Here is a 22,948-nt window from a genome sequence, read left to right as displayed (position 1 = left end):
CCCGGGCCAGAGTGCCGGGGAACATACAGCGAACACGGGACCAGCGCCATGCCCGACGGCACGCCCCATCGCCTCCCGCCCGGCTCCGAGGCCTTCGCCATGCCCTCGCCCGCCCGCAAGGGCCGCGGCGCCGGGCTGAACCCGCCCATCCGCTTCGAATCCTCCGCCCGCCACGCCTTCGACGACGGCTGGGGCACGCTGGAGGCCGCCTTCGCCGACCTGCCCCCCTTGCCCACCACGCTCACGCCCGACAAGTCGAAATCCGCCCTCGCCTGGAACGACAGCCCCGATATCGGCTTCGACCGCGCGGTGAATCCCTATCGCGGCTGCGAGCATGGCTGCGTCTACTGCTACGCTCGGCCGTCGCATGCCTATCTCGGCCTCTCCCCCGGTCTCGACTTCGAGACGCGGCTGCTCTTCAAGCCCGATGTCGCGGCGCTGCTGGAGAAGGAGCTCCGCAAGCCCGGCTACGTGGCGAGGCCGATCGCGCTCGGCTCGAACACCGATCCCTACCAGCCCGTCGAGCGGACGCTGAAGCTCACCCGCGCCGTGCTCGAGCTGCTCGACCGCTTCGAGCATCCGGTGACGATCGTGACGAAATCCGCCGGCGTGCTGCGCGACATGGACATCCTCGGCGCCATGGCGAAGCGCAACCTGGTGCGCGTGTGCCTGTCCGTGACCACGCTCGACCCCCGCCTCGCGCGCATCATGGAACCCCGCGCCGCCACGCCCGAGAGGCGGATCGCGGCGATCCGGCAGCTCGCCGATGCCGGCATCCCCACCGCCGTGCTGGCCGCGCCCATGATCCCGGGCGTGAACGATGCGGAGCTCGAGTCCATCCTCGAGCGCTGCGCCGCCGCCGGGGCCGGCAGCGCCGGCTACGTGCTGCTGCGCCTGCCGCACGAGATCAAGCAGCTCTTCGAGGATTGGCTCGCCCGCCACATGCCCGAGCGCGCGGCGCGCGTGCTCTCCCTGATCCGCCAGACGCGCGGGGGCGCGCTCTACGACAGCCGCTTCGGCATCCGCCAGAAGGGCACCGGCGCCTACGCCGACCTGCTGGCGCAGCGCTTCGCCATCGCCGCGCGCCGGCTGGGCCTCGAGCGCCGCGGCGGCGGGGTTGCGGCGCTGGACTGCTCGCGGTTCCGGGTGCCGCCGGCGGAGGGCAGGGCGGCGCAGACGGCGCAGCTGGCGCTGTTCTGACCGGGGGCGCCTCGGCGGGCATCGCCGCGCTGCATCCGCGGCGATGGCATGTCGGCGGGCGCCGCGGGCCCGGCGCCTTGGCATGCAGGCGGGCGCGGGACCGCGGTTCTCGCTCCCTGGACTCGGGCGCGGCCGGGCGCGGAAGCGAAGACGGATGCGCGGCGGAGCGGCGGTTTCTCGTTGTCCGTCGGGGCGGTCATGGCGCCGGTATCGGCAGGCATCCCTGCGGAGGCCTCACGCCAGCGCGGGGCGCGCGGCGCGGCCCCGCGCGGAACCAGAGCCTGATGCCCTGCGGACAGCAAGGTTGATCCTTCGTCCGCAGGATATCAGTCGGCGCCCGATCGCCGCAGGCAATGCAGCACCAGCCCCTTCGGTATCGTGAGGATGGTCCTTTCCCATCCCGCAAGGGGCCGTTCGAGGGCGGTGGCAACCGGCCCCGGACCGTCGGGGCGCGCATAGGGCAGCAGAACCAGCGAACGGGATGCCGCGAGATGGGCATCCAGCGCCTCCGGCCCGATGACGGTGTAGCCGGCGATCCCCGCCATCGCCCAATCAGAAGCGAAGCCGGGCTGGCCTGGCCCGCGCACCAGGAACCGCTCGGGCGGAGCGGGGTGATAGAAGGCGAGGAACAGCAGTTGCAGCGACCCGTCGGCGAGAACCGGCCCGTCGCAGGCTTCCCCCGGCCCGATGCTGCGGGCCGCGAGGCGGTTGTCCTGAACGGGATGCCAGGTGGCGGTCCAGCCGCGCGTCTGCTGCAGCACGACCATGGCGAGGAACAGCATCGGCAGGACCACGGGGAGCCGGACCTTCCGCCCGGCCGGCGCGAGCGCCGCGGCTGCGAGCCCGAGGCAGAACGGCGCCATCAGGACGGTCGCGATGCGCGGGTGCAGGAGCAGGTTGTTCACGCCAAGGATCGCCCCGAGCAGGACGAACCCGCCCGCGGTGGAGGCCAGCACGAGCGCGGCGGCCCGCGGCATGCAGAGAAGGCCGGCCACGGCGAGCGCCAGGAGCGGTGCCGACAGCGCGAGGCGGGCCCCGAGGCCGAGATCGAAGCGCGCGAGGCTCTCGCCGCTCGCAAGCGCGATGAAGAAGCGCATCACGTCGTAGCGGCTCTGCGGGGCGAACTCGCCGATGGCGGTGCTGCGCGCGATCGTGACGTAGGCCAGAAGCTGCGGCACGCTCACCGCGAGGACGATCAGACCGCACACACCGACCAGGAGGACCGAGCGCCAGCCGCGCAGCACCGCCTGCACCGCGAGGCAGAGACCGCACAGCGCCGCGAAGATCACGGACATCGCGTGCGTGTGGACGAGCAGGATCGCGACGAGTCCGAACAGCGCCAGGAGGACGGCCTCGTATCGCCACGGATGTCCATCGCCCTCCGCGGTTCCGCGCCGGAGCGGCGCGAGCACATAGGCCAGCGTCAGCACCAGCGCGACCGCCTGCACGAGCCCCGATAGCACCACGGGCCGCGCCACCCCCCCGAGCAGGACCGAGAATGGCAGCAGGGCCGCGAGAATCCCCGCGAGGAGCCCGAGCGCCTGTCCGCGAATCATCCATCCGGCAAGGAAGGTGCATCCGGCCGCGAGGGCCATGGCGAGGGCGGAGGGCGCGCGCAGCGCGGCTTCGCCTTCCCCGACCAGGCGGATCCAGACACGGAGAAGAAGATAATAGAGCGGAGGATTGCCCTCGAGGACCGGACCCTCGCGCCAAAGAAAAGCAGGGTCGCTTCTTGACCACAGGAGCGAGAACAACTCGTCGAAATACAGCGGGTAGAAGGAAATCCCGAAAAATCGGATGACGATCGCTGAAACGGTGACGATGGCGAACAGAGACAACATGCGGCCCCGGAGGGTTGCGGGCGGCCACAGCGTTCCTTGTCCGGGGTTCATCGCACCGGCACCGCGCGGCAACCTTGCTTCGCGCCGCCGGAGCGCAGGCTGGATGCGCGGATCGCGCCCTGCCGGCACGGCGAGGGGCTACGCGTGCGCCTGACGACCTGACCTCTCGATGCGGGGCGAACCCCGGATCGGGGAACTCGGCACGGCGCGCGTGTCATCGGCGCCAGCCGCCGGCCCGCAAGGCCGCTCCCCGCACCGCCTCTACGCCGCCTTCAGGTGCTCCTTCAGCCGCGGCATCAGCTCCACGAGATTGCAGGGCCGGTGGCGGCTGTCGAGTTGCCAGCGCAGGATGTCGTCCCAGGCATCCTTGCAGGCCCCGGTCGAGCCCGGCAGCGCGAAGAGGTAGGTGCCCTCCGCCACCCCGCCGATCGCGCGGGACTGCATCGTGGAGGTGCCGATCTTCTGGTAGCTGAGCATCCGGAAGAGCTCGCCGAAGCCCTCGATCTCCTTCTCCAGCACGCGCTTGAAGGCCTCGGGCGTCACGTCGCGGCCGGTGATGCCGGTCCCGCCGGTGGTGATGACGCAATCCACCCCCGGATCGGCGATCCAGCGGCGGAGGATGGCCTCGATCGCATCCGCCTCGTCGCGCACGATCTCGCGCGCGACGCAGCGGTGGCCGCCGGCCTCGATGCGCTCCTGCAGGGTCTGGCCTGAGCGGTCGGTGCTCATGTCGCGCGTGTCGCTCACGGTCAGCACCGCGATGTTGACAGGCAGGAAGGGCAGGGATTCGTCGATCGGCATGGCGGCTGCCTCCTTCGGGCGCTGCTCCACGATGGTCCCGGGGCGGCCCCGGCGCAACAGGCCGGGGCGCCGCGGCGTGGCGCGGCGCATCGCGCCAGCCCCCGCCGCTACCGCCCGCGCTCGGCGCGGATCTGCGCCAACGCCGCGGCGATGCGGATGGCCAGCAGCGCCTCCCCGCGCCCGGCCGAGGCGCGCGCCGGGTCGCCGCTCGCGCCGAGCCGCGGCAGCTCGGCCGGGTCGGGCGGCAGGCGCGAGAGGTCCACGCCGGGCGGATGGATCGCCATCAGTTCCGAGGTGTCGCCGATGCCGGCATGGCTGCCGATGCTGGCCGCGGTCTCGCCCCGGGCGCGCAGCCAGGCATCCTGCTCGGCGATGGCGCCATACCAGCGCGAGACGGCGATCACCCGCACCCCCTCGCGCCGCCATTCGGCCGAGAGCCTGGTGGCGAGGCGTTCCTGCGGCCGCTGGCTCGCCCCGTTCTCGGCCAGCAGGCAGATGGTGCGGAAGCCCGCCGCGCGCAGGCTGCGCGCCACCCCTTCGAGCATGGCGGCGAAGGCCTCCTCGCTCACGCCGAGCGTGCCGGGGAAGCGCAGATTGCCCTCCGGCGGGTCGAGCCGGCCCTGGGGCGCGAAGGGCAGCACCGGCACCACCAGCGCGTCGCCCAGCTCGGCCGCGATCCGCCGCGCGGCATGGCGCGCGATGTGGTCGTGCTTGCCCAGGACCATGTGCGGCCCGTTCTGCTCGACACCCCCGCTCGGCACGATCACCGTGCGCCGGCCGGCGGCGATGGCGTCCCGGACCTCGATCCAGGTCATGTCCGCGATGTCGAGGCTCTCGGGCAGCCGCTGGGCCGCCGCCGGGGCTGCGAGCAGCAGGGCAAGGCCGATCATGGCCAGGGCGCGGGTCAGGTCCATGCAGTTCGCGCTTCCATCCTGGGGCCGGTTGGTCGTATCTCAATATACAAACATTGCCCGCAAGACGCGACGATGACCACCGCTTCCTACGACCCGCTGACCGCGACCTGGAACTGGCTCGCCCATCTGCCGGGGCTGCTGACGGATCCGGGCTCGCCCTTCTGGTGGCCGACCATCATCGCGGCGGGGCTCGCGCTCCTGGTGCTGGGGCTGGTCGGCCGCGCCTCGCTCGCCGAGATGCGCCGCCAGGCCATGCCCTGCGCGCCGCGCCGCTTCCTGCGGCAACTGGCGGTGGACACGGGATTCTTCGTGGTCAACTCCGCCATTCCCTTCCTCGCCGCCCCGGTGCTGCTGCTGCTGAGCGCGGCGGGGGCGACGCTCGGCGTGGTGCTGCTCGCGCCCGTCTTCGGCATGCCGGACCCGGCCGCGCGGCTCGCAACACCGCTCGCGATGCTGCTGGCCGCGCTGCTGCCCTTCATCGCGACGGATTTCTCGCTCTACTGGACGCACCGCATCTTCCACACCTTCCCGCTGCTGTGGCGCTCGCACCGCCTGCACCACGAGCCTGAGGTGCTGACGCCGGTCACCGCCTTCCGCTTCTGGCCGCACGAGCAGTTCGTGCACATCGCGGGCGGCACCTTCATGAACGGCTTCGCGCTCGGCCTCGTCGCGACGGCCTTCGGGGCGAATGTGGATCCGGTGACGCTGCTCGGCGTGAACGTGTTCACGCTGGTGTGGAACCTCGCCTTCTCCCACCTGCGCCACAGCCACGTCGCGCTGCCCTTCCCGCGCTGGCTCTCCTATGTGCTGGTCAGCCCGCACATGCACCAGGCGCATCATTCGGCGGACGTGGCGCAGCACGACAAGAACTACGCCACCGTCTTCGCGCTGTGGGACTGGATGTTCGGCACGCTCTACCTGCCCGGGAAGCACGAGCGCTTCCGCTTCGGCGTGGACGATCCCGCCCCCGCACCGGCCGCCGGGGCCGCGCCCGCGGTGGCCGACCTGCCGCCGACACCGGCGCGCTGACGGCCGGGGGCGGTCGCGCCGCCCTGCCGCACCGCGCGCGCGGCTGGCGAGGCGGCGGCGCGCGGAGCCGCCTTCCGAAGCGCGGCGGGGAACGGTGCTTGCCTTGCCCGCCGGCGGTCAGTTCAGCGCGACGCGCCGCCCCGGCGCGACCGCCGCACCCTCCCCGAAGCGCGGGAAGGCGCCGCGCGCCAGCGCCTCCAGGCTCGGCGCGGGCAGGCCGAGGCGGGAGGCGTAGATCCAGGAATAGGCCAGCACGCGCTGGACATGCTGGCGCGTCTCGGCGGACGGGATGGCCTCGATGAACAGGAACGGGTCGTCGCGGTGCCGCGCCGCGGGCAGCCAGCGTGCGAGGTTGCCCGGCCCCGCATTGTAGGCCGCGAGCAGGCGGATCAGGTCGCCGCCCACCGCCTCGTGCCGCGCGAGGTAGAGCAGGTAGCGCTGGCCGATCTCGAGCGACAGCGCCGGGTCGTGCAGGCGCTGCGCCCCCTCCCCGCGGAAGGAGGGATCGTTGGCGATGTAGGCCGCGGTCGCCGGCATCACCTGCAGCAGCCCGCGCGCCCCGGCGCGCGAGACGGCGGCGGGGTCGAAGTTCGATTCCTGCCGCGCCAGCGCATAGAGCAGCGCCGGGTCCACCTGGAAGCCCTGGGGCGGGGCGAGCCGCGGCAGCGGGAAGCGCTGCAGGTCGCGCGGGCGGCCATCGGCCCCCTGCGCCAGCCCCGCCACCTGGGCGCCGAGATGCGTCATCCCCGCGCGCGAGGTCACCGTCAGCATCGCCCGCAGCAGCGCCGCATTGCCGCGCGCGGCGGGCCAGAGGGCGCGCAGCTCGGCCTCCGCCCGCGCGGTCTCGCCGATCTGCAGCAGCGCGAGGGCGCGCCAGCCCCCGGCGGTCTCGGCCAGCGCCGCCGCGCCGCCCTCGGCCGGTTCGCCGTGCCAGGCGAAGCCGGGCGTCAGGCCGAGGGCGCGACGCGCGAGCAGCCCGTGGAAGGTGCGCGGCTCCTGCGCCGCCTGCAGCATCCAGGGCACGTAGAGGCTCGGCCGGCGCGCCCGCACCGCCGCCCGCGCCGTCCAGAAGGCGGCCGAGGCGCGCGCCGCGGCCGAGCCGCCCTCGGCCCGCGCCGCCGCCTCGAAATAGGGAAGCGCGACCTCGTAGCGGCCGAGGCCCCAGGCCGCGAGCCCGGCGGCGAAGGCGGCGCGGCCGGTGCGCTCGCGCCCGCCGCGCGCGGTCTCGCTCGCGAGGCGGAAGGCGGCCGCATCCTCGCCGCGGCGGAACAGTGCGAGCGCCACATCGGCGCGCAGCGCCGCCGCATAGGCCGGCGTCATGCCGCGGGTGCGGCGGATGAGCTCGAGCGCCCCGCGCGTATCCCCGGCGAAGGCGCGTTCGCGCACGGTGCGGTCCAGCGCCGGGTTGCGCACGAAGCCGCGGGCGGGGGGCTCGCTCTCCTCGGGCACCGCCTCGCCATCCTCGGGCAGGGCCGCATCGGGCGGGGCGGGGGGCAGGCTCGCCCCCTGCGGGCTGCGCGCGACGAGCAGCGCATGGATGCGCGGCGCGTCGGGCTGGTCGGCATGGCGTTCGAGCCAGGCGAGCAGCTCCTCCCGCCGCGGCGGGCTCGCCCCCGGGCGCAGCCAGCGGTCGGCCAGCACATGGCCATCGAGGCGCCGGTCGCGCAGCAGCGCGTGCTCGCGGATCGCGGCCTCGGCCTCGCCCTCGGCCTGCAGGCGGAAGACGCGGGCAAGCCGCGCCGCATCCGCCCCGGCGAGCGGGCGCGGCAACCCGGCCGCCCCGGCACCCGGCGCGGGAGCGGCTGGAGCGCCCGAGGCGGTCTGGTCGGCCCGTTGCGCCTTGGCCGGGAGGGGGGTCCCGAGCCAGAGGGGCGCGCCGATCGCCGCCACGAGGACGGCCGGCGCGCGCCGGGCCATGGGGCAGATCGCGCGCATGGCGACTCGCGACTACCGGTGGTTCTTCCGCGTGTGCAACTCCGATCTTCGGGATGAATCACGCGGATCGAGACCGCCCGTAACGGGATCAGCCGGTTGCGGGCGGCGGTGCAGACGGCGAATCGTCAAGCCGGCCCGCCATCGGCATCCATGCTGCGCCGCAGCAGAAGCAGATCGGCCCAGGCATCGCGCTTGGCCGCCGGGTTGCGCAACAGGAAGGCGGGGTGGAGCGTGGCCAGCGCCGGAACCTCCCCGGGGCCGTCGGCCGGCACGCGGTGCCAGCGGCCGCGCAGGCGCGTGATGCCGTCCTTCGCGCGCAGCAGCGCCTTGGCCGCGGTGCCGCCCAGCAGCACGATCCGCCGCGGCCGCGCCAGCGCGATGTGGCGCAGCACGAAGGGCAGGAACAGGGCGATCTCCCCGTCCGTCGGCGTGCGGTTGCCCGGCGGGCGCCAGGGCAGGATGTTGGTGATGTAGAAGCCGCCCTCCTCGCGCCGCAGCCCGATCGAGGCGAACATCCGGTCGAGCAACTGCCCCGAGGGGCCGACGAAGGGCCGGCCGAGCCGGTCCTCCTCCGCGCCCGGCGCCTCGCCGATCAGCATCAGACCGCTCTCCGGCGCGCCATCGGCGAAGACGAGGTTGGTCGCCGTCTCGCGCAGGGCGGACCCGTCGAAGGCGGCGATGGCCTCGCGCAGCGCGGCGAGGTCCGTCGCGGCGGCGGCGGCCTCGGCGGCGCGCCCGGTGGCGGGCGGCAGCGCGGCGATGGGCGGCATCGGCACGAGCACGGCCGGGCGGGCGGGCGGCGGCGCGCCGGGCGGGGGCGCGAGGGGCGCGGCCTCGGGCGCGGCCGCGCGCTGCGCGCTGCGCTCGGGCGGCGTCTCGGCAAGCGCCTCCGTCGCCCCCCAGTCGAGCTGCAGGGCCAGCGCCGCGAGCAGGGATGCGCGTTCCGCCTCCATCCCCGCCATATCGGGCGCGGGCGGGGTTCCGCGCAACCCGCGCTGCCGCTACATCAGCCGCGAAAGATCAGGAGATCCGGGCGCGATGGCCGAAGAACGCGAATCGATGGAGTTCGACGTGCTGATCGTCGGCGGCGGGCCCTCGGGCCTCGCGGCGGCGATCCGGCTGAAGCAGCTCAGCCCGGATGCAGCGGTCTGCCTGATCGAGAAGGGCAGCGAGATCGGCGCGCACATCCTCTCGGGCGCGGTGCTGGAGCCGCGCGCGCTCGACGAGCTGATCCCCGACTGGCGCGAGGATCCGCCGGCGCTCGCCACACCGGCCAAGGACGACCGCTTCATGTTCCTCACGGCGACGAAGGCCTGGAAGCTGCCGACGCCGCCGCAGATGCACAATCACGGCAACTACATCGTCTCCCTCGGCAATGTGTGCCGTTGGCTGGGTGCCAAGGCCGAGGCGCTCGGCGTCGAGATCTATCCGGGCTTCGCCGCCTCCGAGACCATCATCGAGGACGGCCAGGTGAAGGGCGTCGTCGCCGGCGTGATGGGCATCACGAAGGAGGGCGAGAAGGGTCCGAACTACCAGCCGGGGATGGAGCTGCGCGCGACCTACACCCTCTTCGCCGAGGGCTGCCGCGGCTCGCTGACCAAGAAGCTGTTCGAGACCTTCGGCCTGCGCGCGGGCGCGCAGCCCCAGACCTACGGCATCGGCATCAAGGAGCTGTGGGAGATCCCGAAGGAGAAGCACCAGCCGGGGCTGATCTGGCATTCCACCGGCTGGCCGCTGCCGCGCGACACCTATGGCGGCTCCTGGCTCTACATGCTGGGGGAGAACCTCGTCAGCGTGGGCTTCGTGGTCGGGCTCGACTACACCAACCCCTGGCTCTCGCCCTTCGAGGAGTTCCAGCGCTTCAAGCACCACCCGGCCGTGAAGCCCATGCTCGAAGGCGGCAAGCGCATCGCCTACGGCGCGCGCGCGCTGAACGAGGGCGGGTTCCAGTCCATCCCGAAGCTCGTCTTCCCCGGCGGCGCGATCATCGGCGATGCCGCGGGCTTCCTGAACGTGCCCAAGATCAAGGGCACGCACACCGCCATGAAGTCCGGCATGGTCGCGGCCGAGGCCATCGCCGAGGCGCTGAAGCAGGAGGCGCGCCCGGCCGTGCTCGGCGCCTATCCGGCGCTGCTCGAGGCGTCCTGGGTGTGGGAGGAGCTGCGCGCGGTGCGCAACATCCGCCCCGGCTTCGCGAAGTTCGGCTTCTGGGGCGGCATGATCAACGCCGCGGTCGAGACCTACATCCTGCGCGGCAAGTCGCCCTGGACGCTCTCGCACCACGAGGACCACGCGGTGCTGAAGAAGGCCGCGGAGGCGCCGAGGATCGAGTATCCGAAGCCGGACGGCGTGATCTCCTTCGACCGGCTCTCCTCGGTGTTCCTCTCGAACACCAACCACGAGGAGGACCAGCCGGCGCATCTGAAGCTGAAGGATCCGTCGCGCTGGAAGGTCGTGAACTTCGACACCTTCGCCAGCCCCGAGAGCCGCTACTGCCCCGCCGGCGTCTATGAGGCGGTGGGCGTGGAGGAAGGCCAGCCGCGCCTCGTGATCAACGCGCAGAACTGCGTGCACTGCAAGACCTGCGACATCAAGGACCCGACGCAGAACATCGACTGGTGCACGCCCGAGGGCGGCGGCGGGCCGAACTACATCGGGGGCATGTGAGCAGCATCTCGTCCCCCTCGGGCGCCGGCGCCGCCATGCGGCGGCCTCGCTCGCGCGCCATGCGCGGCTGCGCGGGGCGGGCCTGCCGGTCCTCGCGCGGTCGCGCTACGCGCTCCCGCATCGCGGCGCGGCCGCGATCCGCCGGGGGTGATCCTCGCGCCTGCCGGCGCGCGGGATGAGCGAGGCGCCGCTCCATCGCGCCGCGCACCCGGTGCTCGGGGTCCTGCGCGCGGGCGTGCTGCTCGGCCTGGGCTGGGTGGCGGCGGCCGCGCTCGCCTGGGAGTTGTTCGGCTTTCCCTGGGCCGTGCTGCTGCTCGTGATCTGGGTGCTGCTGCTGCGCCGCCTGCACGGCGCGGTGCAGCGCCTCGCCGAGGCCATTGCCAAGGAGACCGCGCGCCGGGGCTGATCCCGCGCGCCATCATCGAGAGGAACGACCATGCTCAGGATCCACGGCATCCCGCGCTCGCGCGCCTTCCGCTGCATCTGGGCGGCGGAGGAGGCGGGCCTGCCCTACGAGGTGGTGCCCATCGGCTTCGCCCCCGGCTTCAAGCTGGAGCGCGCCGTCGCCATCAACCCCAACAACAAGATCCCGGCGCTGGAGGATGGCGACCTCGTGCTGTTCGAGAGCCTCGCGATCAACCTGCACATCGCGAAGAAGGCCGGCGCGCCGCTGATGCCCGCGGGCGACGACGCCTCCCGCGTGCTGCAATGGACGCTCTGGACCGCTACCGAGGCCGAGCCGCATGTCATGCGCTGGTCCTACAACGCCTACCTCAAGCCGGAGGCCGAGCGGGTCGCGGCGGAGGCGGCGGCGGGCAAGGAGGCGCTCGATGCGCGCCTCGCGGTGCTCGAGAAGGAACTCGCGCAGCGGCCCTTCCTGGTGGGCGAGGGCTTCACCATCGCCGATCTCAACCTCGCCTCGGTACTCTACGGCTCCTGGATGAACGGCTACGACTACGGCCCCTTCCCCAAGGTGAAGGCCTGGCTCGACGCCTGCCTGACGCGCCCCGCGGCGCTGCGCGCGCGCCGGCAGCGGGAGGGCTGACGCGGGCGCGGCCGGATGCCTCTATGCCCGGCGGAGCAGGGCGCGTCCCTTCCCCGCCGGGCGTGAGGCGCGCTCACCGCCAGGCGTATTCGCGGATCGAGCAGGTCTCGACGTTGCGGTTCTCGAGGATGCGCCCGTCCATGAAGACGATGCGCATGTCCACCGTGCAGACGCTGCCGCGCGGCAGCGGGATGTGCAGCGCCGCGCCGGGCGGCAGGATCTGGCGCGGCCCGAGCCGGTCAGGCCCCCAGCTCCGCTCGGTGGTGAGGGAGACGTAGATCTCGCGGATCGCCTCCCCGCTCGCATTGACGAAGCGGAAGGAGGGGTTGTTCGGCATCCGCTCGCCCGGCGGGGGCGGCGGGGCGGCGGCCTGTGGCGCGTCCCGGCCGAAGGTGATGCGGCTGAGCGTGCAGGCATGCACGCCGAGATGCCCGTCCTCCGAGCCGTCGGCGAAGCGGACGCGGATGTCGAGGTAGCAGTCGGAGAAGGTCGGCTCGACCCAGACCTGCATGCCCGGTGCGATGGGGCCGCGCGTCAGGATGTTCGGCCCCCAGTCGCTCACGCGCGAGGGCGAGACCTGCGCGGCGACGATCGGCAGGTCGGTGTTGTTCTGCAGCCAGAAGCGGTTCTGCGCCGAGGCCGGCGCGGCGGCGGCGATCAGCCCCAGCAGCAGGGCCAGGGTGGCGAGTCTGCGCATTCCGTCCCTCCTGGTCGGCGGCACGGTGATTCTAGCGCAGGACCATGGCCGGAGTGTTGCCGCGCCGGTCAATGCGCATCCGCGCCTGCGCCGGACGGCCGCGGGCCGGGCTCAGCCGCGCCGGTTCCGGCCCGCGCGAACGCGCACTACCCTCGCGCCCATGACGGCGCAGGCGATTCTCGTTCTCGGCGCGGGCGGGCACGGCAAGGCGGTGCTGGACCTGCTGCTCGCCCATCCCGGGTGGCGGCCGGCCGCCGTGCTCGACGCCGCGCCGCGCGCGGCGGCCCTTCTCGGCGTGCCGCTGCGCGGGGACGAGACGCTGCTGCCGCTGCTCGCGCAGGAGGGCATCGCCGCGGCGCATCCGGCGATCGGCGACAACGCGCAGCGCCTCGCCGCCGCCGCGCGCCTCGCCGCCGCGGGCTTCGCGCTGCCGGCGCTGGCCCATCCCGCGGCGCTGATCGGCCACGGGGCGCGCCTCGCGGAGGGCGCGCTGGTGATGGCGCGCGCCGTGATCGGCGCGGAGGCGGAGGTCGGGCGGCTCGCGCTCGTGAACACCGGGGCCATCGTCGAGCATGACTGCGTGCTCGGCGAAGCCGCGCATGTCGCGCCGGGCGCGGTGCTGGCCGGCGGCGTGCGGATCGGGGCGGGCGCGCTGATCGGCGCGGGCGCGGTCATCAGGCCGGGGGTTGCGGTCGGCGCGGGGGCGGTGGTCGCGGCCGGCGCGGCGGTGGTCGCGGATGTCGCGCCGGGTGCCGCGGTCGGGGGCGTGCCGGCGCGGCCCCTGCCCGGGCCGGGCTGAGGCCCGGCCGGCCGCGCGCCACGGCGTGGGGCGAAGGCGATGCCTTCGCCCGCCGGGGTCAGGCCCCGATCGTGTTGGTCAGCGTGCCGATCCCCTCGATGGTCAGTTCCATCACGTCGCCGGGCTTCAGCGTCTGCGGCGGCTGCATGGCGTAGCCCACGCCCTCGGGCGTGCCGGTCAGGATCACGTCGCCGGGCAGCAGCGTGAAGCCGGCGGAGAGCTGGTGGATGATCTCGGCGACGTCGAAGATCATCTTCGAGGTGCGCGAGGCCTGCCGCTGCTCGCCATTGATCTTCAGCCCGATGGCGAGGTCCGAGGCGTCCAGATCCTCGCGCGGGACGATCACCGGCCCGAGCGGGCAGGAACGGTCGAGCGACTTGCCCTTGAACCACTGCCCGTGGCGGCGCTGCAGGTCGCGGCCCGTGACGTCGTTGCCGATGGTCCAGCCGAAGACGTGTTCCAGCGCGCGCTCCTTCGGGATGTCGGCGCCCGCGCGGCCGATCACGGCGACCAGTTCCACCTCGTAGTCGAGCCACTTCGTCACCCCGGCATGCGACGGCACGGTGGCACCCGGCGCCACCACCGTATCGGCGGCCTTGGTGAAGAACTGCGGGTATTTCGGCACCTCGGACTGGGTGATGCCGCGGGTGCGGTCGCCCTCGGCCACATGGTCCATGTAGTTGCGCCCGACGCAGAAGACGTTGCGGCGCGGGCGCGGGATCGGCGCCTGCAGCGCGACGGCCGCGAGCGGCAGCACCGCCCCGGCCGGCGGGTCGGCGGCGAGCGCGCGGACCTCGGCCAGCGCCGCCGGCCCCGCCTCGATCAGCGCGATCATGTCGCGCGCCGGCGGCATCGCCGCCCCGAGGTCGAGCACGCGCCCGCCATCCAGCAGCACGCCCGCACGGCTTCCGGCCGCATCGGCGAAGGTGATCAGTCGCAGGCCCATGGTTTCCCCCTCGAAGGCGATGCGCCACGCAAGCGCGCGCCGAAGCGGGTGGCAAGCCCCCTCCCCGCGCCCTCAGCCGAGGAAGCGCGCGAGCCGCACCGCCGTATGGCCGCGCGGCACGAGCGGCATGGGCATCACGAGCAGGCAGTCCTCGTGCGGGGTGCGGATCTCCTCCTCCCCGTCCATCGCGATCAGCGCGTTGGGCGGGCCGATCACCTCGCCGCCGCGGAACTCGCGCAGGAAGGCGAAGTCGCGGCTGTTCGCCGTGACGGTGCGCGTGACGAGCGCGCGGCGCACCGGCCCGCGCGGCGCGCCGGGCCGCAGCGGATCCTCCGGCCGCGCCTGGCCGGCATGGCGCAGCAGCCGCGCCGCGGCCTGCTCCATCGTCTCGACCGTGGCCGGTTCCCAATGCGCGCCGGCCTCGACCAGCACGGCGGCTGCCGGCCCCTCGCCGGCGAAGCGCGGGAAGTCGATCAGCCGCCTGCCGCCCAGATGCCCGGCATCGCTGACCACGACCGGCGGCACGCCGATCGCGCAGCCGAGCAGCGCGCCCTTCTCCGGCACGCCCGCGAGGATCAGCGGATCGGACGGCCAGAGCATCGAATGCATGTCGGCGAGCAGGTCCACCGTCTCGATGACGGGCCGCAACTCCCGCGCGCGCCGCAATTCGGCCGAGCGGCGCCGCCCGTCGAGCACGCCGGGGTCCCAGACGCGGTTGAGGTCCTCGTCGAGGAAGCGCGAGGCGGTCGGGTCCGCCGGGTCGAAACGCGCATAGGCCTCGAGGTTGCCGAAGACGAGCGTCAGCCGCCCGCGCGCGGGCAGGATGCCCGCCTCCAGCCAGCGGTCGAGCAGGACCGCCCCGGCGATCTCGTTGCCGTGGATGATGCCGGTGATCGCCACATGCGGCCCCGGCGCCTCGGCCGCGAAGGTCCAGACGCCGGGAATGCCGGCATTGCCCGGCAGCCAGCGGCGCAGGTCGGGTGCGGCGATGTTCACCGGCACCTCGGGCGGCCGCATGGCGCGCAGCCCCGCCTCGCCGCTCACGCGCCGCCTCCTCGCCGTCCGGCGCGCGGCCGCAGGGGACCGCACGCCACCGGCCTCCACGGCCCTGGATGGGTGCTCGCGCTCGACATGTGCCTCCTGGTTGCAGTCTATACGGGTGACGCACCCCGTCTATCCGTCACCCGCCCCGGAGGCCCCATGGACACGCCCGTCGCCACCGCCCGCGTCCTCAAGGACGGACCGCTCGAACTGCGGGGTTCGCTGCTCCTCAATGGCGAGCCCTGCGGCGAGGAGGCCTGGCTCTGCCGCTGCGGCGCCTCGGCGAACAAGCCGTGGTGTGACGGAAGTCACAAGACCGCCGCCTGCGTCCTGACCGGCGAGCCGCCGCGGCGGGAGGGGCGCGAACTGCCCCCGGACGGCGGGCCGCTCAACCTCGAGCCGCAGCCCAACGGCCCGGTCAAGGCGACCGGCCCGGTGATGATCCTGAGCGACGGCGGGGAGGTCACGGACCGCGCGGCGCAGGTCTTCCTCTGCCGCTGCGGCGCCTCGGCGAGGCAGCCTTATTGCGACGGCAGCCACAAGCGCACGGGCTTCTCCGCGCCATAGCCGCGGCGCGCGATGCGCGCGCGGATCAACGCCCCGCCAGTCAGCCCCCCGGCGGAAATCCGCCCGGCGCCTCGTGCTCCGGCGGCGCGGCGAGCGCGTCGAGGTAGCGCGCCACGCTGCGCGCCACCGCCTCCTTGCCGCCCTCGGCGATCACACGGTCCCACCAGCCGCCGTAGATCGCCTCGAAATCCAGCGCGGCGAGCCGCGCGCCGATGCGCGCGACCTCGGCACCCGGCAGCGGCACCCAGTTGGGGAAGGACCACATGAAGGAGAGGTGCCTGCGGTCCGGCGCGACCGCGGCGATGTCCCCGGTCAGGATCGCCCCCGCCCCGCGCGCGAGATGCATGATCGTGCCGCCGGGGAAATGCCCGCCGAGGCGATGCAGGCTGACCCCGGGCAGGATGTCGTGCCGCTCGCCCTCCCAGAAGCGCAGCGCCGGGTCGGGGCGCATCACCCATCGCCGGTCCGCGGCATGCAGCAGCACGGGGCAGCCGAAGGCATGCGCCCATTCCACCATCGCCGTGTAGAAATGCGGATGGCTGATCGCGATCGCGGCGATGCCGCCGATGCCCTTGACCAGCGCCACCGTCGCGGGGTCGAGCAGCGCGACGCAATCCCACAGGACGTTGCCCGCCGGGGTGCGGACCAGCAGCGCGCGCTGGCCGATCGCGAAGTCGGGGAAGACGCCGCAGCCGAGGATGCCGGGCGCGACCTCCCGCCAGCCGATCGCGTGCCGGCGCGCGAGCGCCTCCATCGTCGTCCATTGCTGGCCGGCGGCGGGAACCCATTGGCGCGGATCCTCGCAGATCGGGCAGGCGGCGGGCGGCGCGGCCGAGGGCGCGTGCTGGGTGCCGCAGGTGGCGCAGATGAAGGCCGTGGCGCTCATCGCCGGCGCTGCCGCTGCTCCGCGATGAGCTGCTCGAGCTGCGCCATGGGCAGCACGCCTGGGATCAGCGTCTCCCCGATCACGAGCGCGGGCGTGCCCTCGATCCTGAGCGCGCGGGCGAGCGCGATGTTGGCCTCGATCCGGCGCTGGATGGCGGGGTCGTCCATCTCGCGGCGCATCCGCGCATGGTCGATGCCGAGCCGCTCGGCGGCGGCGCGGATCACCGCGTCGGTCGGCTCGCCGCGCACGGACATCAGCGCGTCGAACAGCTCGACATACTTGCCCTGGCGCTGGGCGGCGAGCAGCGCGCGCGCCGCGACCACGCTCTGCGGCCCCAGGATGGGCAGGTCCTTCATCACGATGCGCAGCTCGCGGTCGCGCCGCAGCAGCCCGGCGAGCTCGCCATGCAGCCGCTTGCAGTAGGGGCAGCGCACGTCGAAGAACTCGACGATGGTGACATCGCCGCGCGGGTTGCCGCGCACCGGCGATTCGGGGTCGTTGAACAGCGCCTCCCGGTTCGCCGCGATGGCCGCGCGCTGGGCGCCGCTGCGCTCGCGCTCCTCCGCCTCCTGGATGGCCTGGAAGGCGTCGCGCAGGATGCTCGGGTCGCGGCGCAGCGCCTCGCGCAGGATGGTGACGATCTCCTGCCGCTGGGCCTCGGAGAAGGACTGCGCCATGGCCCGGCCGCCGAACAGCAGCCCCGCCCCGGCGAGGAGGAAGCTCCGCCTCATCGGCCTCTCCCCGGCAGGCGGCGGGATGGTCTGGGGCGGTGTCGCTTCGTCATGGTCTCTCCCGGCGCCGGCGCGCCCCTGGCCCGGCCCGGGGCGCGGGCAGGGCGGTGTGGTGACGCGGCGCGCCTTCGGCCGCGGGCCGCGGTGCCTGCCAGCATGCGCGCTGGCGCCGCCCCGCTCAACCGCGCAGCGCCGGCGCCCCGCGATCCATGCCGCCGGTTGCCCGCCCCGGCGAAGGCGTCTATGGCCGAGGGCCTGAGCAGCGCGACGCGGGCGCCGAGGGGCTCCGGCCGGCCTTCGGGCCCCGGAGCCCCCGGCCCGCATCGCGCAGGGATGACCACGCGCCGCGCGCCCCTCCGCGCGGCAGGGAGGCGACGGCCGGCGGCATGACCACGCGCATCACGAGCACCCCTGGCGACGCCCCGCCGCCCCGGCCCGCGGCCGCCCCCGCACGGGCGCGGCTGCGCCTCGCCGCGCTGCTGGCGGCCGCGGCGCTGCTGCCGGCCTGCTCCACGCTCGGCTCGCTCAATCCCTTCGCCGCGCGCGAGCCGCGCGCGCCCCTCGGCACGCCGGGCCATGTCACGGGCTTCGTGGGCGGCGCGGTCGCCGAGGAGCCGCGCGCGGCGATCGTCGCGCGCGAGATCCTCTCGGCCGGCGGCTCGGCGGTGGATGCGGCGGTGGCCGGCGCCTTCGCGCTGACGGTGACGATGCCCTCGCGCGCCGGGCTCGGCGGCGGCGGCGTGTGCCTCGCCTACACCGCCGCGCGGCGGGAGGTGACGGCGATCTCCTTCCCCGCCGGCGCGCGGGCGGGGCTGCCGCAGGGCGTCGATCGCCCGGCGGCGGTGCCGATGATGGCGCGCGGTCTGTTCCTGCTGCACACCCGCGGCGGCAGGCTGCGCTTCGAGCAACTCATCCGCCCGGCCGAGGATCTCGCCCGCTTCGGCACCGAGATCAGCCGCGCCTTCGCCGAGGACCTCGCCGCCGTGGCCGCGCCGCTGCTGCAGGACCCGCAGGCGCGGCGCGTCTTCGGCGCCCCGGGCGGCGGCCCGCTGCGAGCGGGCGAGCGCATGACGCAGCTCGACCTCGGCGCCACCCTCGCGCAGCTCCGCGCGGGCGGCGTGGGGGAGATGTACCAGGGCGGGCTCGCAGGCCGGCTCGAGGCCGGCTCCCTTCTCGCCGGCGGCGGCCTGACCGCGGCCGAGCTGCGCGCCGCGCGGGCCGAGGTGCTGGAGCCGGTCCGCATCCCGGCCGGTGCGGACATCGCCTTCTTCCCGCCGGCCTCGGCCGATGGCGGGGCGGGCACGGCTGCGGCCTTCCAGGCGGCGATGGCGGGGCAGGCGCTGCCGCTCTCCTCCGGCATGGTGGGCGCGAGCGCGGGGCTGCTGACGATGGACCCGCAAGGCAACGCGGTCGCCTGCGCCTTCTCGATGAACAACCTCTTCGGCACCGGACGGGTGGTGCCGGAGACCGGCATCCTGCTCGCCGCCGCGCCGAACATGGGGGCGGTGCCGCCCGCCCCGCTCGCGGTGGCGCTTGCGACCAACCGCGACCTCAGGCTGTTCCGCGCCGCGGCCTCGGGCTCGGGCCAGCAGGCGGCCGGCGCGGCGGCGGCCGGGGCGCTCGCGGCGGCGCTGCGGCGCGCGGGGGATCCCTTCGGCGGCATCCCCGAACCGGGCCGCGGGCTCGTCATCTCCTGCCCGGCCTATGCGCCGGGGGGCAACGCCTCCTGCATCGGCGCCGCCGACCCGCGCGGCGCGGGGGTGGCGATCGGGTCCTTCGGGCGGTGATGAAGGTCGGCCGGGCGGCGGATGCGCCGCCCTTCCTGGTGATGGACGTGATCGCGGCGGCCAATGCGCGCGCCGCGGCCCTGCCGCCGGGCGCGCCGGGCATCATCCGCATGGAGGTCGGCCAGCCCGGCACCGGCGCCCCGCGCGGGGCGGCCGAGGCGGCGATCCGCGCCCTCTCGGCCGGCGCGCCCATGGGCTACACGGAGGCCTTCGGCCTGCGCTCCCTGCGCGCGCGCATCGCCCGTCACTATGCCGAGCACTACGGCGTGGCGGTGACCGAGGCGCGCATCGCGGTGACGGTCGGCGCCTCGGGGGCGTTCCCGCTCGCCTTCCTCGCCGCCTTCGATCCCGGCGACCGCGTGGCCATGGCCGCGCCCTTCTACCCGCCCTATGCGAACATCCTGACCGCGCTCGGGATGCGGCCCGTGCTGCTGCCCTGCGACGCCGCGACGCGCTTCCAGCCGACGCTCGCGATGCTGGAGAGGATGGACCCGCGCCCCGAGGGCCTGATCGTCGCGAGCCCCTGCAACCCCGCGGGCACCATGCTCGCGCCCGGGGAGCTCGCGGCCATCGCGCGCTGGTGCCACGCCAGCGGCGTGCGGCTGATCAGCGACGAGATCTATCACGGCCTGACCTGGGGCACGGTGGCCGAGAGCACGGCCGCGGCCTTCAGCGACAGCGCGGTGGTGGTCAACTCCTTCTCGAAATACTGGTCCATGACCGGCTGGCGCATCGGCTGGCTGGTGCTGCCCGAGGACCTGGTCCGCCCGGTCGAGTGCCTCGCGCAGAACATGTTCATCAGCGCCCCGCACATCGCCCAGGTGGCGGCCGAGGCCGCGATGGACTGCACCGAGGAGCTGGAGGCCAACAAGGCCGCCTATGCCCGCAGCCGCGCCGCGCTGCTCGAAGGGCTGCCCAAGGCGGGCTTCACCAGCATCGCGGCCGCCGACGGCGCCTTCTACCTCTGGTGCGACGTGGGGCACCTGACCAACGACAGCGCGCGCTTCTGCGCCGAGATGCTGGAACACGCCGGCATCGCCGCGACCACCGGCCTCGACTTCGACCGCGAGCGCGGCAGCCGCTTCCTGCGCCTCTCCTATTGCGGGCGGGAGGAGGAGATGGCCGAGGCGCCGGCCCGCCTCGCCGCCTGGCTCGGGCGGTAGGCGGGCGCGGCGGGGCCTCTCCGTCAGGGCTCGCGCGGCCGGGCGAAGGGCCTCGCCCGGCGGCCATCAGGCGCCGGGCGCGACCGCGGCCGGGTTCTTCGCCCGCACCGGCACGCGCAGGTAGCGCACGCCGTTCTCCTCGGCCTCGGGGAAGCGGCCGGCGCGGATGTTCACCTGGATCGAGGGCAGCAGCAGCAGGGGCGCGGCGAGGTCCTTGTCGCGCGTCGTGCGGAAGGCGACGAACTCCTCCTCCGTGATGCCGTCCTTCACATGCGGGTTGTGCGCGCGCTGCTCGGCCACGGTGGACTGCCAGGCATAGGTGTCGCGCCCGGGCGCCTTGTAGTCGTGGCACATCCACAGCCGCGTCTCGGGCGGCAGGGCGAGCAGGCGCTTGATGGAACGGTAGAGCATGCGCGCATCCCCGCCCGGGAAATCCGCCCGCGCGGTGCCGTAATCGTGCATGAAGAGCGTGTCGCCCACGAAGACGTCATCGCCGATGCGGTAGGCCACGCAGGCCGGTGTGTGGCCGGGGGTGTGGATCACCTCGACCTCGAGGCTGCCGATGGCGAAGCGCTCGCCGTCCTTGAACAGCCGGTCGAAGTCGCCGCCCTCGGGCTTGAGGTCCTGCGCGTCGAAGACGGGGCGGAAGATGCGCTGCACCTCGCGGATGTGCTCGCCGATGCCGATCGGCGCGCCGGTCTTCGCCTTGATGTAGGGCGCGGCCGTCAGGTGGTCGGCATGGGCGTGGGTCTCGAGCACGTGGCGGATCGCCACCCCCTCCTGCGCCGCGGCGGCGAGGATGCGGTCGGCGAAGGCGGTATCCGCGGTGCCCGAGCGGTTGTCCCAGTCGAGCACGGGGTCGATCACCGCCCCTTCCTTCGTGGCAGGGTCCCAGACCAGGTAGGAGACGGTGTTGGTCGGCTCGTCGAAGAAGGCGCGGATCTCGGGCTTGGTCATGGCGTGTTCCCTGGCTGTCGTTTCAGGCTTGCCTTTCATATAAGACTTCTCTAAATAAGTGCAACTGAATAGAAGGACCGGACCATCATGACCGCCGTCACCAGCCCCGACGGCCTTGCCGAGCTCCGCGAGAATGCCGGTTCGGCGGCGCGGCTGCTGCATCTTCTCGGCAACGAGAACCGCCTCGTCCTGCTCTGCCATCTCGCGCAGCGCGGGGAGATGACGGTGAACGCGCTCGCCGCCGCCCTCGGGCTGTCGCAGCCGGCGCTCTCGCAGCACCTCGCGCGGCTGCGCGAGGAGGGGCTGGTGGCCACGCGGCGGGAGGCGCAGGCGGTGCATTACCGCCTGGCCGATCCGCGCGTCGTGGCGGTGATGGGCCTCCTTCACGACCTCTACTGCGCCCCGCGCGCCTGATTGCCGGAGAGACGGATCATGCTGAAGACCATAACCCCCGAGGAAGCCGCCCGCCTGCTGCGCGAGGAGTGCGCCACGCTCGTGGATGTGCGCGAGCCCGACGAGCACGCCCGCGCGCGCATCCCCGGAGCGCGCAACCTGCCGCTCTCCCGCCTCGAGGAGGCCGAGCTCGCGCTGCACGAGGGCAAGCCCGTGCTGTTCCACTGCCGCTCCGGCGCGCGCACGGCGGGCCATGCCGCGCGCCTCGCCGCCAAGGCGGGCGCGTGCGAGGCCTATGTCGTCGAGGGCGGGCTCGATGCCTGGAAGCGGGCCGGCCTGCCGGTCGCCGAGGATCGCCGCCAGCCGCTCGAGCTGATGCGCCAGGTGCAGATCGCGGCGGGTTCGATGGTGGTGGCGGGCGTGCTGCTCGGCGTGCTGGCCTCGCCCTGGTTCCTCGCGCTCGCGGGCTTCGTCGGCGCGGGGCTGGTCTTCGCGGGTGTCACGGGCACCTGCGGCCTCGCGCGCGTGCTGCGCATGATGCCCTGGAACCGCGCTGCCGCCCTGCCCGCCGCCGGCTGAGCCCGGCCTTTCCGCTGCCCTCGTGAGCGCGCCGCGGCCCGGCTGCCGCGGCGCGCGGGATGGTGCATGCCATGATGACGCTCACCGCCCTCCAGACGGGCCTCGGCGCCGCGGCCGGGGGGCTGGTCGGCTTCTCCCTCGGCCTTGTCGGCGGCGGCGGCTCGATCCTCGCCGTGCCGCTGCTCGTCTATCTCGTCGGCGTGCCGCTGCCGCATGTCGCCATCGGCACCAGCGCCGTCGCGGTGGCGGCGAATGCGCTGGCCGGGCTCGTCAATCACGCGCGGGCGGGCAATGTGCGCTGGCCCTGCGCCTCGGTCTTCGCCGGGGCGGGCGTGATCGGCGCGCTGGGCGGCGCGCGGCTCGGCAAGATGGTGGACGGGCAGGCGCTGCTCGCCGCCTTCGCGGTGATGATGGCCGTGGTCGCGGTGCTGATGCTGCGCCGGCGCGAACCGGGCGAGGACCGGCGCGTGCGCCTCGGCCGGGACAACGCGCCGATGCTGGTGGCGACCGGCCTCGCGGTGGGCGGCCTGTCGGGCTTCTTCGGCATCGGCGGCGGCTTCCTGATCGTGCCGGGGCTGATCCTCGCCACCGGCATGCCGATGCTGCAGGCGGTCGGCACCTCGCTCGTCGCGGTCACCGCCTTCGGCCTTGCCACCGCCGGCAGCTACGCCGCGGCCGGGCTGGTGGACTGGCGGCTGGCCTCGATCTTCGTGGGTGGCGGCGTCATCGGCAGCATCGCCGGCACCTGGGCCGGGCGGCGGCTCGCGGCGCGGCGCGGCCTGCTGACCAAGGTGTTCGGCGGGCTGATCCTGCTGGTCGCGGCCTATGTGCTGGCGCGCAGCCTCGGCGTGATGGGCTGAGGGCGGGCCGCTTGCGGCGGATCAACGGCGCGGCGCGCCGGATTCGCCCGGCCTGACGCGCAAGGGCCGCAGTCCGGCGCTTCGCCCGGGGCCGAAGCCTCGGCGGCCGA

23 protein-coding genes are annotated in these 22,948 nt (G+C 74.2%); 12 read left to right on the top strand and 11 right to left on the bottom strand.

All coding sequences use genetic code 11. The annotated features are described in order from the left end of the window. Nucleotides 1-48 precede the first annotated feature (48 nt). The gene (locus FHS88_RS12960) at nt 49-1,200 is read left to right on the top strand and encodes a PA0069 family radical SAM protein (RefSeq protein WP_184485309.1); all 1,152 of its coding nucleotides are present in this window, start codon (nt 49-51) and stop codon (nt 1,198-1,200) included. A gap of 326 nt (nt 1,201-1,526) precedes the next feature. On the opposite strand, the gene FHS88_RS12955 is transcribed toward FHS88_RS12960, so the two are convergent. The 3 genes from FHS88_RS12955 to FHS88_RS12945 all read right to left on the bottom strand — a co-directional run bounded on the left by FHS88_RS12955 (nt 1,527) and on the right by FHS88_RS12945 (nt 4,756). Beyond that, nucleotides 1,527-3,041, bottom strand: a complete 1,515-nt coding sequence (locus FHS88_RS12955) for a hypothetical protein (protein WP_184485307.1) — start codon at nt 3,039-3,041, stop codon at nt 1,527-1,529. A 261-nt stretch (nt 3,042-3,302) separates the two neighbouring features. After that, nucleotides 3,303-3,842, bottom strand: coding sequence for a molybdenum cofactor biosynthesis protein B (moaB, locus tag FHS88_RS12950; RefSeq protein ID WP_184485305.1), 540 nt, complete (start codon nt 3,840-3,842; stop codon nt 3,303-3,305). A 107-nt stretch (nt 3,843-3,949) separates the two neighbouring features. Then, entirely contained in the window at nt 3,950-4,756 is an 807-nt protein-coding gene (locus FHS88_RS12945) for a creatininase family protein (protein ID WP_184485303.1), read from the bottom strand. Nucleotides 4,757-4,828: 72 nt separating this feature from the next. On the opposite strand from FHS88_RS12945, the gene FHS88_RS12940 reads away from it, so the two are divergent. After that, nucleotides 4,829-5,785: a sterol desaturase family protein gene (locus FHS88_RS12940; protein ID WP_184485301.1), complete on the top strand. Its 957-nt coding sequence runs from the start codon at nt 4,829-4,831 to the stop codon at nt 5,783-5,785. A 117-nt stretch (nt 5,786-5,902) separates the two neighbouring features. Here the strand turns inward: FHS88_RS12940 and FHS88_RS12935 are convergent, their stop codons facing one another. Together FHS88_RS12935 and FHS88_RS12930 are read right to left on the bottom strand one after the other, a co-directional pair. Next, a complete protein-coding gene (locus FHS88_RS12935; RefSeq protein ID WP_246419907.1) occupies nt 5,903-7,555 on the bottom strand; it encodes a lytic transglycosylase domain-containing protein in 1,653 nt (550 codons plus the stop codon). A 290-nt stretch (nt 7,556-7,845) separates the two neighbouring features. Further along, the gene (locus FHS88_RS12930; protein ID WP_184485297.1) at nt 7,846-8,673 is read right to left on the bottom strand and encodes a uracil-DNA glycosylase; all 828 of its coding nucleotides are present in this window, start codon (nt 8,671-8,673) and stop codon (nt 7,846-7,848) included. Nucleotides 8,674-8,758: 85 nt separating this feature from the next. On the opposite strand from FHS88_RS12930, the gene FHS88_RS12925 reads away from it, so the two are divergent. The 3 genes from FHS88_RS12925 to FHS88_RS12915 all read left to right on the top strand — a co-directional run bounded on the left by FHS88_RS12925 (nt 8,759) and on the right by FHS88_RS12915 (nt 11,432). After that, on the top strand, nt 8,759-10,387 hold the full coding sequence (locus FHS88_RS12925) for an electron transfer flavoprotein-ubiquinone oxidoreductase (protein WP_184485295.1): 1,629 nt from the start codon (nt 8,759-8,761) through the stop codon (nt 10,385-10,387). 175 nt (nt 10,388-10,562) lie between these two features. Beyond that, the gene (locus tag FHS88_RS12920; RefSeq protein WP_184485293.1) at nt 10,563-10,793 is read left to right on the top strand and encodes a hypothetical protein; all 231 of its coding nucleotides are present in this window, start codon (nt 10,563-10,565) and stop codon (nt 10,791-10,793) included. 30 nt (nt 10,794-10,823) lie between these two features. Beyond that, a complete protein-coding gene (locus FHS88_RS12915; protein WP_184485292.1) occupies nt 10,824-11,432 on the top strand; it encodes a glutathione S-transferase family protein in 609 nt (202 codons plus the stop codon). A 73-nt stretch (nt 11,433-11,505) separates the two neighbouring features. Here FHS88_RS12915 and FHS88_RS12910 read toward each other — a convergent pair whose 3' ends face one another. Continuing rightward, nucleotides 11,506-12,129 (bottom strand): Tat pathway signal protein, encoded by a 624-nt coding sequence (locus FHS88_RS12910; RefSeq protein ID WP_184485290.1) that lies wholly within the window; start codon nt 12,127-12,129, stop codon nt 11,506-11,508. A gap of 160 nt (nt 12,130-12,289) precedes the next feature. On the opposite strand from FHS88_RS12910, the gene FHS88_RS12905 reads away from it, so the two are divergent. Further along, nucleotides 12,290-12,928 (top strand): NeuD/PglB/VioB family sugar acetyltransferase, encoded by a 639-nt coding sequence (locus tag FHS88_RS12905; protein ID WP_184485288.1) that lies wholly within the window; start codon nt 12,290-12,292, stop codon nt 12,926-12,928. Nucleotides 12,929-12,986: 58 nt separating this feature from the next. Here FHS88_RS12905 and FHS88_RS12900 read toward each other — a convergent pair whose 3' ends face one another. Continuing rightward, entirely contained in the window at nt 12,987-13,874 is an 888-nt protein-coding gene (locus FHS88_RS12900; RefSeq protein WP_221244418.1) for a fumarylacetoacetate hydrolase family protein, read from the bottom strand. Between the two features lie 72 nt (nt 13,875-13,946). Then, on the bottom strand, nt 13,947-14,918 hold the full coding sequence (locus FHS88_RS12895) for a M14 family metallopeptidase (protein WP_338146559.1): 972 nt from the start codon (nt 14,916-14,918) through the stop codon (nt 13,947-13,949). A gap of 156 nt (nt 14,919-15,074) precedes the next feature. Between FHS88_RS12895 and FHS88_RS12890 the strand changes: the two genes are divergently transcribed. Next, nucleotides 15,075-15,482 carry a CDGSH iron-sulfur domain-containing protein gene (locus tag FHS88_RS12890; protein WP_184485286.1) on the top strand — a complete coding sequence of 136 codons (408 nt, stop codon included), beginning with the start codon at nt 15,075-15,077 and terminating at the stop codon, nt 15,480-15,482. Between the two features lie 40 nt (nt 15,483-15,522). On the opposite strand, the gene FHS88_RS12885 is transcribed toward FHS88_RS12890, so the two are convergent. Then, nucleotides 15,523-16,368: an MBL fold metallo-hydrolase gene (locus FHS88_RS12885; RefSeq protein WP_184485284.1), complete on the bottom strand. Its 846-nt coding sequence runs from the start codon at nt 16,366-16,368 to the stop codon at nt 15,523-15,525. After that, nucleotides 16,365-17,099, bottom strand: a complete 735-nt coding sequence (locus FHS88_RS12880; protein ID WP_184485282.1) for a DsbA family protein — start codon at nt 17,097-17,099, stop codon at nt 16,365-16,367. The genes FHS88_RS12885 and FHS88_RS12880 overlap by 4 nt, the downstream gene beginning before the upstream one ends. A gap of 386 nt (nt 17,100-17,485) precedes the next feature. Between FHS88_RS12880 and FHS88_RS12875 the strand changes: the two genes are divergently transcribed. Both FHS88_RS12875 and FHS88_RS12870 read left to right on the top strand, forming a co-directional pair. Further along, nucleotides 17,486-18,886, top strand: coding sequence for a gamma-glutamyltransferase (locus FHS88_RS12875; protein ID WP_184485280.1), 1,401 nt, complete (start codon nt 17,486-17,488; stop codon nt 18,884-18,886). Continuing rightward, nucleotides 18,886-20,049: a pyridoxal phosphate-dependent aminotransferase gene (locus FHS88_RS12870; RefSeq protein WP_184485277.1), complete on the top strand. Its 1,164-nt coding sequence runs from the start codon at nt 18,886-18,888 to the stop codon at nt 20,047-20,049. Before FHS88_RS12875 ends, FHS88_RS12870 begins: the two co-directional genes overlap by 1 nt. Before the next feature lie 66 nt (nt 20,050-20,115). Here the strand turns inward: FHS88_RS12870 and FHS88_RS12865 are convergent, their stop codons facing one another. Then, nucleotides 20,116-21,006, bottom strand: a complete 891-nt coding sequence (locus FHS88_RS12865) for an MBL fold metallo-hydrolase (RefSeq protein ID WP_184485275.1) — start codon at nt 21,004-21,006, stop codon at nt 20,116-20,118. Between the two features lie 87 nt (nt 21,007-21,093). Here FHS88_RS12865 and FHS88_RS12860 point away from each other — a divergent pair, with 87 nt between their 5' ends. The 3 genes from FHS88_RS12860 (at nt 21,094) to FHS88_RS12850 (ending at nt 22,838) form a co-directional block, all read left to right on the top strand. Beyond that, nucleotides 21,094-21,420 (top strand): ArsR/SmtB family transcription factor, encoded by a 327-nt coding sequence (locus FHS88_RS12860; protein ID WP_184485273.1) that lies wholly within the window; start codon nt 21,094-21,096, stop codon nt 21,418-21,420. A gap of 18 nt (nt 21,421-21,438) precedes the next feature. Next, nucleotides 21,439-21,978, top strand: coding sequence for a rhodanese family protein (locus FHS88_RS12855; protein WP_221244417.1), 540 nt, complete (start codon nt 21,439-21,441; stop codon nt 21,976-21,978). A 74-nt stretch (nt 21,979-22,052) separates the two neighbouring features. Next, nucleotides 22,053-22,838: a sulfite exporter TauE/SafE family protein gene (locus tag FHS88_RS12850; protein WP_184485691.1), complete on the top strand. Its 786-nt coding sequence runs from the start codon at nt 22,053-22,055 to the stop codon at nt 22,836-22,838. The last annotated feature ends 110 nt before the right edge of the window (nt 22,839-22,948 follow it).

Origin of the sequence: Neoroseomonas alkaliterrae (genome assembly GCF_014199195.1) — a bacterium.
Lineage (GTDB): Bacteria > Pseudomonadota > Alphaproteobacteria > Acetobacterales > Acetobacteraceae > Neoroseomonas > Neoroseomonas alkaliterrae.
The sequence above is the reverse complement of the archived record's forward strand: the minus strand, read 5'-3'. Positions and strand labels throughout refer to the sequence as shown.